Raw genomic sequence first — 15,665 nt, 5'->3', positions numbered from 1 at the left:
CTCACGCCGCGGCGGTGCTGGCCGCGGCAACCGCCGGAGCGAAGCGCGCCATCACATCCCCCACGTACACGTAGGACAGGTACGTGGGAGACGTCCTCGCCTCGCTCTGGCGCAGACGCCGCAGCGCCTCACCCACCGAGAGGTGTTTCTCCCTCAGGTCCGCCACCAGCTGCTCCACCGCGTTGCGCGCGTGCGCGTCCTGCACCGGCCACAGCGGCGCGATGAAGCCCGCGAAGGACTCGCTCACGAACGTCTCGGCCCAGCCTCCGATGCCTCCGAGCATCTCGGTGGCCGTGCCCACCTCGCAGGCGTTGAAGATGACGAGCGGCCGCGACTTCTGCCCCAGCATCACCATGGAGTTGCGGACCTCGAGCGTCCTCAGCTCCCCGTCCTCCAGGTACACGCAGGAGGGCGACACCTCGTTGTTCGGGCTGTACTTGCCGTGCCCCGCGAAGTGCACCAGCCCCACGGTGGGCGCGTAACCACCGCCCAACAGATTCATCACGGGCTGACGCCGGCCGGCCACACGCACCGCCCGGAAGCGCTTGGAGAGCTGCTTCGACTCCTCCTGCGCCTGCGGCAGGGGCGCCAGGTGTGCGTGGTACTGGTAGTCCGGAGCGATGGTGAGGATGTCCCCGTGCGACAGGCGCGCCGTCATCGACGTCTGGTAGTCCAGCAGCCACCGCGCTACCGGATGGTCCATGCACAGCAGCCCCGCGTCCGGCACATCCACGGGCGCCATCAGCTCCCAGGGGATGTGCGGATCATCCGTGATGAACTGGATGGGGAAACCCGGCCCGTACTCCTGGCGCAGGGCCCGGAACGTCTCCCGGAAGGCCGTGGGCGTGCGCTGGTACAGCAGCTTCCCCAGCCCGAGGAACCAGGGGAAGTGATCGCCGGAGCGCAGCTCGCGCGCCGTGGCGGCCACGCTCTGGAAGAAGGCGGACGGGTCCGAGCCCAGGTCCAGGTCTCCCGAGAGCCGCGCCGGCAATCCCTTGCACGGCACCGACACGTGGAGCATCCAGTACAGGCGCCGCGGGTTGCCCTTGTCCAACCGGTGGATCTGCACCGTCAGGTGGGGCTTCTGGGCACCGGCCTCGAGCGCGAACGTCCCCTTCCCCTCATCCGCCTCCCGGGCGGACGCGGGCGCCATCCCCGCTGGAGGTGTCGAGGAGGAGCGCGAGGAGGACGGATCCACGCCCCCCGAGCCCGAGGACTCGACGGGGATGCGCCTGCGGGCCGCGCCGCAGAACCGCCCGTTGTACTCGAAGGTGGCCACCACGGTGAGCTCGCCCGAGGCGCTCGGGTGGACGGTGCCGGTCAACGTGGCGGCGATGGAGGCCTCGTTGCGCCGCACCAACACCACGCCCGTGTCCGCCCCGGGACGGAACGTCATCTCCGAGCACAGCAGCCGGACCTTGATGGGAAGCTCCTGCCAGTCCGGCGCCAGTCCGGAGAGGGTGACGCCCGCGGACTCCGTCACCGCGCCCACCTCGGCCAGCGACAGGTCCACCGTGAGCGGAAGCGCCTGGCCGGCCCGCGCGGGCACGATCGGCTCCACCGAGGGATAGCGCGTAATGGCCTGCCCCTCGTCCCGCGGCACCGGGGCTTCGGTGGCCTGCGGCGCGGGCTTCACCAGGGTGCTGTGCTGGAGAATCACGGGCTCCGCCGGCTTCGTGTCCTTCCGCTGCGTCTCCGGATCCGGAGCTCCCGCGGACTGGAAACACACCAGCTCGTCCACCACGTCCTCCTCGTCCACGGGCAGCTCGCCCGCACGGTGGAAGACGGCGAAGACGTCCGTCACGGGGATGACCTCGGGGCCGCCCTTGACGCTCACGCGGTACATGCCGGCCTGCAGCGGCGGCAACGTGCCCACGTGGAAGCCATCCGCGTCCCGCGCGAGCGCCGCCGACCAGGTCTGCTGCGTCTTCACGTGGGTGACGAAGGCGCGGAGCGCGACGGGCTCGGCCGAGGGGCGGACCCGCACCGTCACCGGCTCGTCGTGCGCGTACGCATCCTCGATGTGCAGCGAGAGCTGCTTGGAGGCCTGCTCCGGCGCCCGGTACTTGAGGAGGTTGATGTCCTGGCCGGTGAGCACCCCCTGCACGTGGGCCAGCACCTCGAAGGCGTTCTGCAGCGAGGCGTGGGACGTGGGGCTGTACATGACACGCGCGTGGTGCCGCTCCTCCAGGGGGAAGGCGGAGACGCGCGGCACGGTGCCATCACCGCCGTTGTCCGTGCCATCCGGGTCGCTGTAGAGCATCTCCACCGCGCCGGACGCCTGGACGCGCACGCCCTGCAGCGTGGGCTGGAAGGTGCCCACCACGGGGTGGAGGTTGTAGCCCCGCTCGAGGTACTCGGAGCTGCGCGAGTTGGCCAGCATCGCGCTCTCGATCTCCCGCTGGAAGGCGAGGCCCTGCGCGGCCCGGACGGGGTCCAACCCGCCGAGGCCCTTCATCTCGCCCGGGCGGACGAGGCTCCCATCGGGCAGCTGCACGCACGGGTAGATGGGCAGCAGCTGGTACGCCGAGGGCAGCGAGCGCACCATGGCCGTCAGGTCGAAGAGGTTCACCGGCCCGAGGTCCTTGCGGAAGCCCAGCGCGAGCGCCTGCAGCGCCATGAACGAGCCGCGGTGGGGCGTGCCGAAGGTGATGAGCGCGCGGGTGTCCTTCCAGCCGCCGAGGCACTCGAGGTAGTAGCGCGAGACGACGCCGCCCATGGAGTGGCCCACGAGGATGAGGCGCGCGTCGGGATGGCCGCCGTGGCTGTTGCGCCACGCGTGGAGCCAGCGCGGCGCCAGCCAGGCGAGCCGCTTCGCGGTGAAGCGGATGTCACGCCGCCAGTCGTAGGGGAACTCGAAGAAGTTGGCGCCCGGGATGAGGCCGAGCTGGCTCACCAGCGTCTCGGCCACGCGGGTGTAGCCGTCCACCTTCCACAGGCCGGGGATGAGGTGCGTGTCGGGCAGCATGGCGGTGGCTTCCACACCGTCATCGGCGAGCTCGCCCCCGCTGTCGGACTTCAGGGTGAGGGACTTCACGCTGCCCGCGCCGCTGAAGAGCGCGCGGAAGATGGCGCTGCCCGACAGCCCCCAGATTTCCTTGCCGTCCCGCTTGAGCACGCTGCCGAGCAGACCCGGCAGCAGAACGACGACATCCTTGATGACGGCGGCCATTGCTTCCTCCAGAGAGGGACACCCACCCCAGGCGCTCTACGCTCGAGCTCCAGGAGAACTGACGATAGCGGGAATTCTACGGTTCCCTACCCACGAGCCGGATCAGGGCAACGGTATGGGACTGAACGCTCCGGGCGGACGTGCGCGCTTCTGAACACCGGTTCAGAGCGTTGCATTCCGCGAAGGCCCGGGTTGCGAGCCTCCGTTCGCTCTGTAGGATGCCCGCCCCATGAGCAATCGACTGCTGAAGACCGGACTCCTCCTTCTCGCCCTGACCGCCTGCTCCAAGGACAAGGACAAGCAGGCCGAGGGCACGACGCCCCCCGCCACGACGCCCCCGGCGGCCCAGACGCCTCCGCCCGCGACGCCTCCGCCCGCCACGCCTCCGCCGGAATCGCAGCTCGCCGTCGAGCCCAAGGTCCACGGCTCCAGCCCGGTGCCCCGGACGAATCCTCCCGCGGAGAACCCGGGCCCCTGGCAGAAGAAGGCGCTGGAGGGCCAGGAGCTGTTCGCCACGATGGACACGAACCAGGGCACCATCGTGTTGAGGCTCTTCTCGAAGGAGGCGCCGCTCACGGTGGCGAACTTCGTGGGCCTGTCCACCGGGGAGCAGACGTGGACGGACCCGAAGACGCAGGAGGTGAAGAAGGGCACGCCGCTGTACAAGGACGTCATCTTCCACCGCGTCATCCCGGGCTTCATGATCCAGGGAGGAGATCCGCTGGGCATGGGCGTGGGCTCGCCGGGCTACAACTTCGAGGACGAGGTCCAGAACGGCAAGAGCTTCGACAAGGTGGGCCTGCTGGCGATGGCGAACCGGGGACCGGGGACGAACGGGAGCCAGTTCTTCATCACCACGTCGACGCCCGCGCACCTGACGGGCCGGCACACCATCTTCGGTGAGGTGGTGAAGGGCTACGACGTGGTGGAGCGCATCTCGCAGGTGCCGACCGGCGAGCGCGACAGGCCGCTGAAGGACGTGGTGCTCAAGAAGGTGACGATCAGCGCCGAGCAGCCCAAGTAATGAGAGCCGCGATGCGACGTGTGAGCACGCGCCTGGGCGAGCTGGACTGCCAGGTGGTGGATGGGGTGCCCGAGGGAGCGAGCCCGGAGCTGGCGGTGGTGCTGTGCCACGGCTTCGGGGCGCCCGCGACGGACCTGGTGCCGCTGGCGATGGAGCTGGTGGAGCTGAAGCCGGAGCTGGCGTCGAAGGTGCGCTTCGTGTTCCCGGCGGCGCCGCTGTCGCTGTCCGCGCTGGGGATGCCGCACGCGAGGGCCTGGTTCAACCTGCCGCAGGAGGTGCTGATGGGGCAGGAGCGCGACTGGGACGAGTTCGCGGTGGCGACCCCGGAGGGACTGGCCCAGGCGAGGCGCGGGGTGATGAGCCTGCTGTCGGCGCTGTCGGCGGCGACGAAGCTGCCGTATGGGCGGATGGTGCTGGGCGGGTTCAGCCAGGGCGGGATGGTGACGACGGACGTGGCGCTGCGGCTGGAGGAGGCCCCGGCGGGGTTGTGCATCCTGTCGGGGACGCTGATCTGCCAGGAGGAGTGGAAGCAGCGGGCGGAGAAGCGCAAGGGCCTGCCGGTGCTGCAGAGCCACGGGCGCGTGGACACCGTGCTGGCATACGGGCAGGCGGAGCGGCTGAGGGATCTGCTGACGAACGCGGGACTGTCGGTGGAGTTCCTCCCCTTCAACGGACCGCACACGATCGCGCCGGAGACGCTGGAGCGGATGGCGGAGTTCCTGCACACCCGTCTCACGAGTCGTTGAACGCTCCCTCTCCCCCTGGGAGAGGGTCGGGGTGAGGGTCGTAGGGCCCGGGAGGAGACGAGCCATGTATCGCGCGAAGGAACTGACGGTGGCGACGCGGGGCCGGGGCTTCTACGACATCACGGGCGAGGTGCAGCGAGCAGTGGAGGAGAGCGGTGCACGGGAGGGCCTGTGCACCATCTTCCTGCACCACACGAGCGCCTCGTTGCTGTTGTGCGAGAACGCGGATCCGGACGTGCGAAAGGACCTGGAGTCGTTCTTCTCGAGGCTGGTGAAGGACGGAGACCCGCTCTTCCGGCACGACGCGGAGGGTCCGGATGACATGCCGGCGCACGTGCGCACGGTGCTGACGCAGAACTCGCTGAACGTGCCGGTCAAGGGAGGCGAAGCGAACCTGGGAACATGGCAGGGCATCTACGTCTGGGAGCACCGGACGTCCCCGCACCACCGCCGAGTCACCGTCTCCGTGGTGAGCTGAGGCCCGCGCCCCCCAATCTCCCCCAATCTCCCCTCGCCCTCCGGGAGAGGGACGGGGTGAGGGTATCGAGCGCCCCGGGTTCCCACCCGTTTGCCCTACTCCGCGGGCTCCTGGGCCTCGAGCAACTTGTAGAGCGTCTTGCGGTCCACGCCGAGCAACCGCGCGGCCTCGCTCTTGTTCCCGCCCACATGCTGGAGCACATGGGCCGCATAACGCCGTGACAGCTCCGCCAGACTCGGCATGTCCCCGGCCAGGCCACTGAGCTTCTTCGGCGCATCGCCAATGGGCTCGGGGAAATCCTGCGGCCCCAACACACCGGTGACGTTGAGCGCGAGCGCCCGGGCCACCACGTTCTCCAACTGCCGCACGTTGCCCGGCCAGTCGTACGCGGTGAGCCGCGTCATCACCTCGGCCGTGACAACAGGAGCCACACCCCCCCGGGCATGCAGCGCGGCGAAGTGCTCGACCAGGGCGGGAATGTCCTCCCGCCGCTCGCGCAGGGGCGGCAGGTGCAGGTGCACGACGTCCAACCGGTACAACAGATCCTCGCGAAACAACCCCTCGGCCACGCGCTCCTTCAAATCCTTGTTCGTCGCGGCCACCACGCGGACGTCCACCTTCACCGGAGCGCTCTCGCCGACGCGGCGGATCTCCCCCTCCTGCAACGCGCGCAACAGTTGCGCCTGCACCTTGGGCCCCACGTCCCCAATCTCGTCGAGGAACAGCGTGCCCCCGTGGGCCTCCTCGAACACACCGCGCCGCGCCCCCGAGGCTCCGGTGAACGAGCCGCGCGCATGGCCGAACAGCTCGCTCTCCATGAGGGACTCGGCGATGGCGCCACAGTCCACGGGAATGAAGGCGCCACTGGAGCGCGGCGAGCGCCGGTGCAGCGCACGCGCCACCATCTCCTTGCCCGTACCCGTCTCGCCGGTAATCAACACCGGCACCGACGTGGCCGCCGCCCGGGCCACCTGCTTGTAGACCTCGAGCAGCGCCGGGCTGCGCCCCACCATGGAGCCACGCTCCACCTGCTTGCGCAGCGAGCGGTTCTCCTCCACCAGCCGCTTCTGCTCCAGCGCGCGCTTCGCCACGCGGACGATGGCGTCCACGTCGAAGGGCTTGGCGAGGTAGTCGAAGGCGCCCTGCTGGATGCTGTCCAGCGCGCCCTCGATGTTGCCGAAGGCCGTCACCACGATGACGGGCGTGTCCGGCAGCTGCGCGCGCACCTCGTTCAACACCGTGAGCCCATCGCCCGCGTTGGGCATGGCCATGTCGGTGAGCACCAGGTCGAACGGCCCCTCCTCGGCGAGCCGCGTGCTGGCCTCCTTCGGGTGCGAGGCCTGGAACACCTGGCCGAGCATGCCGAGCAGGCGCTTGAGCAGGTCCCGCGCGTGGGGATCATCATCGACGACGAGGATACGGGCGGGACTCATGTACCGACTCCGCGAACAGGGGGCGCGGCCTCGGCCGCGAGGGGAAAGCGGACCACCACCCGGGTGCCCACGCCCAACTCCGAGCGCACTCCCAGCACGCCGCCATGGGCCTCCACCAGCCGCTTCGTGGTGGCCAGCCCGAGCCCGTGCCCGGGAATCCCCCGGGTCTCCGGGCCCCGGAAGAAAGGCTGGAAGAGCTTCGCCTGCGTCTCCGGGCTCATGCCGGCGCCATTATCGGCCACCTCCAGCACCGCCTCGCCGCCTTCTCGCACCACCTTCACGGAGACATGTGCCTCGGGCCGGCCCGCCGTGTACTTCACCGCGTTGGACAGCAGGTTCTGCGCGATGAGCTGCAACAACTGCGAGGGGCAGGACACCTTCACACCGGACTCCAGCGAGCGCTCCAGCGCCACGCCCTGCGCGGCGGCCGTCTGGCTCACCTCCAGCAGCAGCGTGGTCACCGCCGTGTCCAGCTCGCCCACCGCGGGCTCGCCCCGGGTGCCGGCGCGGCAGAAGCGCAGCAGCGCCTCGATGAGCTCGCCCATGCGCACCGCGCTGGACTCGGAGAGCGACACCAGCTCCAGCGCCTGCGCGTCCTTCACCGCCCCCGAGCGGCGCAACAGCGTCAGGTACCCCTTGAGCGGCGACAGCGGGCCCATCAGGTCATGCGCCACGCGCCGGGTGAAGGCGTCCAGCTCCTGGTTGCGCCGGTCCAGCTCCTCCATCTGCGCCTGGATGGTGGCCTCCTGCCGCTGCAGCACCGAGGTGATGCGCCAGCCCACCCCGAGCGACACCAGCACCGCCAGCAGCGTCACCCCGCCTCCAAAAGCAAGGTTGCGCACGCGCAGCGAGGCCAGGTGGTCCAACAGGAGCCGGGCCTCGTCCGCGTTCTCCCGTGCGAGCTGCCCCGCCAGGCCATCGATCTCCTCGGCCAGCGGGCGCACCTGCTCCACCAGGTGGTGCCGCGCCTGCTCGGACTCCTGGCGATGGGAGAAGACGGCCGCGGCGCGCACCTGCTCGGCCAGCCGCGTGCAGGCCATGTTGAAGCGCTGCCACACCACCAGCGTGTCACCGTGGGGCAGCTCCCGCGTGTACGCCTGCGTGGCCTGGCGGATGTCCGCGAGGATGTCCTCCATCACCTCGTCGGCGGCCTGGCGCTGGGGATCATCGGTGGCGCGGATGTGGGCCTCGATGGCGGACTCCAGCGAGAGCGCGTCCACCCGGATGCGGCCAATCAACCCCGCCCGGTCGAGCGCCTCCTGGACGCGCTCGGCCACCTGACGGCTGGTGCGCACCTCCGTCCAGAGCGTGAAGCCAGCCACCGCCGACAGCAGCATCACCGCGAACAGGAAGCCGGCGCGGTAACCACGGATGGAGGCGCGAGCGGTCACGGACTGCCAGCGGGCATCGGCGGAGCCGGCGCCTGCGAGGGCTCCTGCGTGGGCTGGGGCTGGCTGCGCCGCCGGGCCCGGGAAAGCGCCGCCTGGTACCACACGTCCTCCAGCTCCTCCTGCAGGGCCGTCAGCTCCCGCTGCCGCGTCACCAGCTGCGCGTTGTGCTCCACCAGCGAGTGCCGCGCCGCCACCGCTCGGCCCAGTTCGTCCTCCAACCATTGGTTCAGCTGCGCCGTCTCCGCCCGCTCCTGGGCCGCCGCCTCCAGCGCACTCTCCGCTTCGGCGAGCCTCACGGCGAGTGCTTCCGCACGTTCTCGCTCTTCCTGATACCGCCCCTGCCACCGCTCCACTTCCACCGACATCAGGGGCTCAGAGGATACCCGCGGGGTCGCGCATCCCACTCCCAATCCACCCGCTGCCAACGCGATGAAGAGGTACCGCATGCCTTCGCTCCCGTCCTCCGGACACGCGGCATGCGCATCCGGGCTAGACCGGGCTGTACTGTCTCCGGCTGACATGGCCAGCATCCCCAAGACGCGGCGTGTCGTCAAAGACCTCCAGCGCTTTCTGGGGAGGGTGCCCCCAGGCCGGGTAGGCGGAATGGGGAGATTCTCCGCAACTCCGCAGTGCAGGCCCCTCTCAAGGGCCCGTGGCACGGCGGGTGCTCAGTGTCCATCACGCAACGCCGCAATGCCGCGACGTTTCGTTGCTGCTCGGAGAATCCACATGAAGAACATCATCGCCGCCATCGCCCTGACCGCCTCCATGTCCGCGTTTGCCTCTGAGCCCGCGAAGGTCGAGGCCAAGCCGGCCGCCCCCGCCGCCGCCCCGGCCGCCGCCGCTGCCCCGGCCGCCACCCCCGCCGCCGAGATGAAGGCCGAGGCCAAGCCGGAGGCCATGAAGGCCGAGGCCAAGCCCGAGGCGAAGAAGGCCGAGAAGAAGGCCGGCAAGAAGGCCGAGAAGAAGGCCGAGCACGCCGCCGAGACCAAGTAGTCCTTCCGCTTCGTCTCGAAGCACCGGTGAGGGCGCTTCCCTTCGTGGGAGGCGCCCTCGCCGTTTGCGGGCTCAGTGCGCCCCGGCGGCCTTCAGGGCCTCGGCCTGGAGCTCGCCCGGCACCATCTTCCCGTCCTGGATGTGCAGCGCCCGCCGCGCGTGCCGCACCACCCGCGGATCATGCGTGGAGAAGAGGAACGTCACCCCCTTCTCCCGGTTGAGCCGCAGCATCAGAGCGAGGATCTGCTCGCTCGTCGCCGAGTCCAGGTTCGCCGTGGGCTCATCCGCCAGCACCAGCCGTGGCTCGGTGATGAGCGCCCGGGCGATGGCCACGCGCTGCCGCTGGCCCCCCGAGAGCTCGTCCGGCTTGTGGTGCAGGTAGGGCTCGAGCCCCACCGCCGCGGCCAGGGCCACCACCCGCTGGCGCAGCGCCGCCTTGCCCTCGCTGTCCTTGCGCACCATGCACGGGAACTCGATGTTCTCCGCCACGTTGAGCACGGGGATGAGGTTGAAGCTCTGGAAGATGAAGCCGATCTTCCGGTTGCGCACGTCGGCGAGCGCGTCGAAGTCCCGGTCTCCGACCTCCTCACCATCCAGCTTGTAGGAGCCGCTCGTCGCCCGGTCCAGGCACCCGATGATGTTGAGCAGCGTCGTCTTGCCGCTGCCCGAGGGGCCCGTCACCACGGTGAACTCGCCGGCGGAGACCTCCAGGTCCACACCGCGCAGCGCGCTCACCTTCGTCTTGCCCAGGAGGTAGTCCTTGGTGATGGCCTTCAGCTCGAGGAGGTTCTGCGAGGGCATGGCACACGTCCTTCAGTAGAAGAGGCGGACCTGGAAGAGGCCGCGGTATTCGATGGGCATCAGGCTGAGCTCGCTCACGTGCGTGTCGCTCTCCGGCACCTTCACCGCGAGCGAGTCCGGGCCCTGCCAGGGCACGAAGCCCGAGAGCGTGAGCGTCATCCACTCGGTGGCCGCCCAGGAGAGGCTGGGGGTGATGAGGCCCGAGAGGTCCTGCAGGCTCGCCATCACCACCACGTTGAAGGTGAAGTCGTCGTGAATCTTCGGCTTCTGGTAGCTGATGAAGGCGTAGTGGCGCCCGATCGGCTCGAAGCTGAACTTCTGCGGCAGCCCCGTGTCCACGCTCCCGCCCGGGTCCACCCCCGAGGGGTCCAGGCCGAGCTCCCTCGCCACCCGAAGCAGGCCCAGCCCGTTGACGTAGTACTGGAGCTCGTCCCGCTTCAGCCCGTCCGCCTGGTACAGGTACTCCACCGAGAGCATCGACTCGTCGCTGAACATGTAGCGCGTGCCGGCCAGCACCCGCGGGCGGAGCTTCTGCTCGTCCAGGCGCTTGGTGGAGAAGAAGGCCTCGCCCCGGAGCACACAGCCCACCGCCGAGGGCCGGTCCTCCAGGCACGCCCCCACCGGGTAGCGCCGCGCCGAGCCGAAGCCCACCAGCCCCTCCACGTGCAGCTCGTAGTCCGTGAAGAAGTAGCGCGAGAAGGAGAAGCCCAGCCGCGTCTTGTCCTCGAAGGCGTCCCCGTACAGGTTGGAGTGGAAGAGCATCAGGTTGACGTCCGCGTCCGCCACCAGCGTGTAGGCCCGCGCGGCCAGCAGGTAGTGCAGCTCGTCGTCCTTCTTGTCCCACTTCGGGTATGCGAGCAGCGCCTGCGGCAGCCCGTTCTGCTGCTTCAGCACCGCCGGGCTCGCCAGCAGCGAGAAGGTGTACTTCTCCAGCGGCACCTCGACCCGCACCATGTACGCGCCCGCGCGCTGGAAGTTCGGGTCCGTCGGGTCCTTCGGCGGGTTGATGAGGTCCGTCGGGTTGAACGCCATCCCCGCTCCCCAGATGACTCGCTTCTTTCCCGCCAGCAGGTGCAGCTGCGGCACTACCTCGTGGCTCACGTACAGCTCGTTGAGGGAGAGCAGTGGCTTCGCCGCGCTCGACTCCTTCTCCGCCACCGAGACTTCGTTCCCGTTCGCGTCCAGGCCGCGGTAGCGGCCGGATGCCTGGAGGAAGAGCGACAGGTCCGCGGAGATGAAGCCCCCGGGCCGGTACTCCTGCCGCGGCTGCACGTTCAGCTCCAGAAACTGCTGCAGCTCCGGTTGGGCGTCCGTCGGCACCAGGCCCGTCACCCGCGAGCGCTGGTACTGCGTGCGGCTCTCCACGTAGCCCGTCACCTCGGCGGCGAGCACGGGGGCGGTGGTCAGGAGGACGAGACTCGCGAGTAGGGCACGCATGGTGGGAACCCTCGGGCCGGATACCCTCACCCCGTCCCTCTCCCGAGGGGAGAGGGGTGGTTGGGCGGGGTGGTTGGGCGGAGTGGTTGGGCGGGATGGGATGATGGGGAGCAGTGGGGTTGGGTCAGCGGCCCAGGTCCGCTTGCGTGAAACGCTGGGCCGGCGCTTCCACGTTCAGCTTCATCCCCTTGAGCACCATCTCCGAGCGCCTCGCCTTCACCAGCTCGTTGCGCATCACCACCTTCGCCGGCCGCGTGTACCCCTTCTCGAACTCCGTGTACTCGGTGAACTCCGCGCTGCGCAGCATCTGCCCGCTCGTCCCGTAGTACTCCCCCTTCACCGGCATCGCGTCCTTCTTGCGCAGCCACAGCTTGATGCTGTCGTACGCCGTCTCCGCGTTCTTCGCCTTCAGCTCCAACGCGTACGTGTCCGGCACCTCCGACGTCACCATCTTCGCCGTGTAGTCCTTCGTGTAGTTCACCCGCATCACGTCCGCGTTGTTGAAGTCGCCTCCCTGGAAGCTGTCGCGGTTGGCGATGCGCGTCGCCCTCTTGAGGTTGGGCAGGTACACCCACATGTTGTCGCCCGAGCGCAGCATCTCCTGCCCCTTCACGCTCGCCGGCCCCTTGAACCAGACACGGAACTTGTCGTCCTCCCCGCGCAACAGCTTCATCACGTACGTCCGGCTGCTGCCGTCCTCACGGTAGGCCGTCATCTCCGACTCGGTCTCGAAGGTATGCGGCCCCATCACCGCGTCGTACTTCGCCAGCAACTCCTCCGCGGTAGGCTCCGCCGCCAGGGCCGGGGCCGCCACGAGCAGCGTCATCAGGGCGAGGGTGAAGGCTCTCATCTGCAAGCTCCTTGAAAGGAAGAAGGGGAAACGGGATTCACACCGAGCGCAGCGCTTCCACCGGATCCAACCGGCTGGCCCGCCACGCCGGCCACGCCGCCGCCGCCAGGGCTCCCACCACCGCCACCGCCAGGGTGAGCCCCATGAACGCGGGATTCAGCTCCGGCCTCAGCACGGACTGCGAGCCGCTGTTGACCACCATCGACATGGGAATGCCCCGCGCCGCGATGCCTCGCACGATGGCGCTCCCGAGCAGCACGCCCCCCACCCCGCCCAGCACCCCGAGCAGCGTCGCCTCCACGAGGAACATCGTCAGCACCTGCTTGCGGCGCATGCCCACCGCCAGCATGGTGCCAATCTCCCGCACCCGCTCGAACACGCTCATCAACATGGTGTTGATGATGCCCGTGAGGATGATGATGAAGAGGATGACGGAGATGAGCCCCATCACGAAGCTCTGCCGGCTGATGATGTCGCGCACGAAGGGCTGCAGCTCCTGCCACGTGTGCACCTCGTACCGAGGGCCGAGCTCCTTGCGCAGGTCCGCCGCGATGCGCTCCAGGTTGCGCAGGTCATCCACCGCCACGGCCAGCTCCGTCACCCGCCCCTCCATGCCCAGCAGCTCCTGCGCCAGCTTCAGCGGCACCGTCACCACCCGCTTGTTCTCGAAGGGCAGGCTGGACACGCTCAGCCCCTCCACCGATACGTCCAGCGAGTTGGCCCGGCCCTTGGGGCTCGACGAGGCGAGCGTCACCCGGTCCACCACTCCCTCGGCGCCCGCCGCCTTCGCCTTCTCCGCGGGCGTCACGGCGTGGAAGGACTGCGCCAGCTCGTTGCCGAGAATCGCGTGGGCATGGTCCCCGCCCGCGAGCGTCCGGCCTCCGGGCAGCACGTCGAAGCCCGCCCGGGGCACCGCCTGCTTCTCCGTGACCAGGTCCAACGCCCGGCCCACGAACATCGTCTGGGACACACCGTTGCTCACCAGCCCGGAGAACTGGATGCGGCCGGTGACACCGGTGACGCCGGGCACGGCGCGGACGCGGGCCAGCACGGAGTCGTCGTAGGGGATGCTCGGATCCAGCGGCAGCGCGTCGCTGCTGTCCAGGTAGCCGGCGGTGTGGATCTGCAGGGCGCCCGTCTTGCCCTGGACGATGTCGTCCACCATGAGGCGCACGAAGCCGTCGATGAAGCCGCGCAGCACGAGCACGGCCGTGACGCCCAGCAGGACGGCGGCCAGGGTGACGAGGCTGCGGCGGCGGTTGCGCGCCACGTTGCGCGCGGCGATGGAAGAGAGGGAGCTCATGAGTGGGCCAGGGCCTCCACCGGACGGAGCTGGGCGGCGCGGTACGCGGGCCACAGGGCGGCGAGCGCCGCGCCCACCGTGGCCATGCCCACCGCGCGCACGAGGTACAACACCGACACATGCGGACGGATGACACTGTCCGCCACCGCGCCGGGCGCCGGCAGGTGGATGCCCCGCTGCCCGAGCCACAGCGTCACCGCCCACCCCACCAGCGCGCCGAGGATGCCGCCCACCAGCCCCAGCACCGCGCCCTCCATCAGGAAGAGCGACACCACCTGCCGCCGCCGCGTCCCCACCGCCAGCATGGTGCCAATCTCCCGCACCCGCTCCAGCACGCTCATCAGCATCACGTTGACGATGCCCAACAGCACCGTCAGCAGGAACACCGACGTCATGATGCCGAAGATGAAGTCCTGGTGGCCCACCAGCTGCGCCACGAAGGGCAGCACCTGATCCCACGTGTGCACCTCGTACTCGGGCCCGAGCAGCGCCTGCACCGCGTCTCGCACCCGCGGCGCGTCCTCCATCCGCGTCACCGCCAGCGCGTACTCGGTGACCCGCCCCTCCATCCGCAACAGCCGCTGCGCCGTCCCCAGCGGGACGTACCCCTGCCTCCGGTCTCCCGGCGTCGCGCTCACCAGCGTCCCGGCCACGCGCACCGCTTCTCCGTTGAGCGCTCCGTCCCGGTCTCCCGACAGCAGCGCGGGCCAGCGCTCCGACGGCACCCCGGCCTCCGTCACCTCCGCGCGGAGGCTCTTCGCCATGTCCGCGTTGAGCAGCAGCTCCGGCGCCTCCACCCCGGACAGGTGCGCGCCCTTGCCCAGCCACGTCGAGCGCTGCGGCGTCACCTTCGGCTCCAGCGCCGGGTCGAACGCGGTCAGCTGGAGGAAGCCCGTCCGGCCGGCGCTGTCCTCCTCCGGGGAGCCCTCCACGTCCGGCAGGGAGATCATCCCGCCGAAGGCGATGCGCGGGGACACGGCGACCACGTCCTTCACGGACGCGATGCGCTGGCGCAACGCCTCGGAGTCCGCCATGTCCAGCGTGAGCGGCGAGCCCTGCACGTTGGCCAGGTAGCCCTTCTTGTGCACCTGCACCGCGCCCACCTGTCCGAAGACGAGGTTCTCCAGGATGACGCGCTGCTGGCCATTGACGAAGCCACGCAGCCCCACCATCGCGCCCACGCCCACCACCAGCGCGACGAGCGAGATGGCGGTGCGGCGCCGGTTGCGCAGCAGGTTGCGCGCCGCGAGCGACAGCAGCCTCATGAGCGCCTCCTCGACACGGACTTCACGGTCATGGTCTCCCCCGCCTTCACGGACTCACAGAAATGGTGCACGTGCGCGTCCACGCGCTCCAACAGGCGCTCCAGGTCCGGCGTGCCTCCGGCCAGCACCAGGTACATCAGCCGCATCATCAGCAGCGGCCCCATGAACTCCAGGGTGTACAGCTCGGTGTCCCCGGGCCGGATGGCTCCCCGCCGCACCAGCTCCGAGAAGAGCACGCCCAGCCGGCCCCGGCTCGCCACGATGGCGGCGTGGACCAGGCCCGCGTCCTTCAACCTCGGGCCCTCGGCCATCAGCATGCGGATGAACTTCTGCGCGTGCGGCGTGCTCCAGCTCTCCACCAGGGAGCGCGCCATGGAGCGCAGCAACGGCTCGGGGCCCTCCCGCGGCAGCGCGTCCAGGTCCAGCGACTCGAGCCGCTCCAACCGGCCCGGCCCCATCTCCTGCAACAGCGCCTCGAAGATGGCCGCCTTCGACGCGAAGTGGTGGTACAGCGCGCTCTCGCGCACCCCCACCGCACGGCCAATCTGCCTCATCGACGTGCCCGCGAAGCCTCCCTCCGAGAACAGCTCCAACGCCGCTTCCAGAATCAGGCGGCGCGTGTCCCGGGCTTCCTCTTTCGTCGGCCTCGCCATGCGTGGGCTTTTTACTTAACGAACGTTCAATAAGTTCACAAGGGGGGCTACAGGGGGAGCTCGGGGACAGGCACCCTCACCCCGTCCCTCTCCCGAGGGGAGAGGGGAGATTTGGT

14 protein-coding genes are annotated in these 15,665 nt (G+C 69.7%); 4 read left to right on the top strand and 10 right to left on the bottom strand.

All coding sequences use genetic code 11. The features are described 5' to 3' along the window. Position 1: 1 nt before the first annotated feature. Positions 2-3,172, bottom strand: a complete 3,171-nt coding sequence (locus VFZ09_RS10205) for a lipase/acyltransferase domain-containing protein (protein WP_329727327.1) — start codon at positions 3,170-3,172, stop codon at positions 2-4. A gap of 229 nt (positions 3,173-3,401) precedes the next feature. Between VFZ09_RS10205 and VFZ09_RS10200 the strand changes: the two genes are divergently transcribed. The 3 genes from VFZ09_RS10200 to VFZ09_RS10190 all read left to right on the top strand — a co-directional run bounded on the left by VFZ09_RS10200 (position 3,402) and on the right by VFZ09_RS10190 (position 5,420). Further along, positions 3,402-4,196 carry a peptidylprolyl isomerase gene (locus VFZ09_RS10200; RefSeq protein ID WP_329727326.1) on the top strand — a complete coding sequence of 265 codons (795 nt, stop codon included), beginning with the start codon at positions 3,402-3,404 and terminating at the stop codon, positions 4,194-4,196. Positions 4,197-4,207: 11 nt separating this feature from the next. Further along, on the top strand, positions 4,208-4,942 hold the full coding sequence (locus VFZ09_RS10195; RefSeq protein WP_329727325.1) for a phospholipase: 735 nt from the start codon (positions 4,208-4,210) through the stop codon (positions 4,940-4,942). A 64-nt stretch (positions 4,943-5,006) separates the two neighbouring features. Beyond that, on the top strand, positions 5,007-5,420 hold the full coding sequence (locus tag VFZ09_RS10190; RefSeq protein WP_073563030.1) for a secondary thiamine-phosphate synthase enzyme YjbQ: 414 nt from the start codon (positions 5,007-5,009) through the stop codon (positions 5,418-5,420). Positions 5,421-5,515: 95 nt separating this feature from the next. Here VFZ09_RS10190 and VFZ09_RS10185 read toward each other — a convergent pair whose 3' ends face one another. The 3 genes from VFZ09_RS10185 to VFZ09_RS10175 are packed head-to-tail and all read right to left on the bottom strand — an operon-like array spanning position 5,516 to position 8,540. Then, positions 5,516-6,853 carry a sigma-54 dependent transcriptional regulator gene (locus tag VFZ09_RS10185; protein ID WP_329727324.1) on the bottom strand — a complete coding sequence of 446 codons (1,338 nt, stop codon included), beginning with the start codon at positions 6,851-6,853 and terminating at the stop codon, positions 5,516-5,518. Further along, on the bottom strand, positions 6,850-8,190 hold the full coding sequence (locus VFZ09_RS10180) for a sensor histidine kinase (protein WP_414640691.1): 1,341 nt from the start codon (positions 8,188-8,190) through the stop codon (positions 6,850-6,852). The genes VFZ09_RS10185 and VFZ09_RS10180 overlap by 4 nt, the downstream gene beginning before the upstream one ends. A gap of 50 nt (positions 8,191-8,240) precedes the next feature. Next, positions 8,241-8,540, bottom strand: a complete 300-nt coding sequence (locus VFZ09_RS10175; RefSeq protein ID WP_329727322.1) for a hypothetical protein — start codon at positions 8,538-8,540, stop codon at positions 8,241-8,243. A gap of 433 nt (positions 8,541-8,973) precedes the next feature. Between VFZ09_RS10175 and VFZ09_RS10170 the strand changes: the two genes are divergently transcribed. Next, the gene (locus VFZ09_RS10170; RefSeq protein ID WP_329727321.1) at positions 8,974-9,240 is read left to right on the top strand and encodes a hypothetical protein; all 267 of its coding nucleotides are present in this window, start codon (positions 8,974-8,976) and stop codon (positions 9,238-9,240) included. Positions 9,241-9,312: 72 nt separating this feature from the next. On the opposite strand, the gene VFZ09_RS10165 is transcribed toward VFZ09_RS10170, so the two are convergent. From VFZ09_RS10165 to VFZ09_RS10140, 6 genes are all read right to left on the bottom strand, one after another. After that, complete coding sequence (locus tag VFZ09_RS10165) at positions 9,313-10,041, bottom strand: ABC transporter ATP-binding protein (RefSeq protein WP_329727320.1); 729 nt, start codon at positions 10,039-10,041, stop codon at positions 9,313-9,315. A 12-nt stretch (positions 10,042-10,053) separates the two neighbouring features. Further along, on the bottom strand, positions 10,054-11,478 hold the full coding sequence (locus VFZ09_RS10160; RefSeq protein WP_329727319.1) for a hypothetical protein: 1,425 nt from the start codon (positions 11,476-11,478) through the stop codon (positions 10,054-10,056). Positions 11,479-11,602: 124 nt separating this feature from the next. Beyond that, the gene (locus VFZ09_RS10155; RefSeq protein ID WP_329727318.1) at positions 11,603-12,328 is read right to left on the bottom strand and encodes an outer membrane lipoprotein-sorting protein; all 726 of its coding nucleotides are present in this window, start codon (positions 12,326-12,328) and stop codon (positions 11,603-11,605) included. A gap of 37 nt (positions 12,329-12,365) precedes the next feature. Next, entirely contained in the window at positions 12,366-13,631 is a 1,266-nt protein-coding gene (locus VFZ09_RS10150; protein WP_329727317.1) for an ABC transporter permease, read from the bottom strand. After that, a complete protein-coding gene (locus VFZ09_RS10145; protein WP_329727316.1) occupies positions 13,628-14,896 on the bottom strand; it encodes an ABC transporter permease in 1,269 nt (422 codons plus the stop codon). The genes VFZ09_RS10150 and VFZ09_RS10145 overlap by 4 nt, the downstream gene beginning before the upstream one ends. Beyond that, positions 14,893-15,549, bottom strand: coding sequence for a helix-turn-helix domain-containing protein (locus tag VFZ09_RS10140; RefSeq protein WP_329727315.1), 657 nt, complete (start codon positions 15,547-15,549; stop codon positions 14,893-14,895). Before VFZ09_RS10140 ends, VFZ09_RS10145 begins: the two co-directional genes overlap by 4 nt. Positions 15,550-15,665 lie beyond the last annotated feature (116 nt).

This window comes from Archangium sp. (assembly GCF_036277355.1).
Taxonomy (GTDB): domain Bacteria; phylum Myxococcota; class Myxococcia; order Myxococcales; family Myxococcaceae; genus Archangium.
The sequence above is the reverse complement of the archived record's forward strand: the minus strand, read 5'-3'. Positions and strand labels throughout refer to the sequence as shown.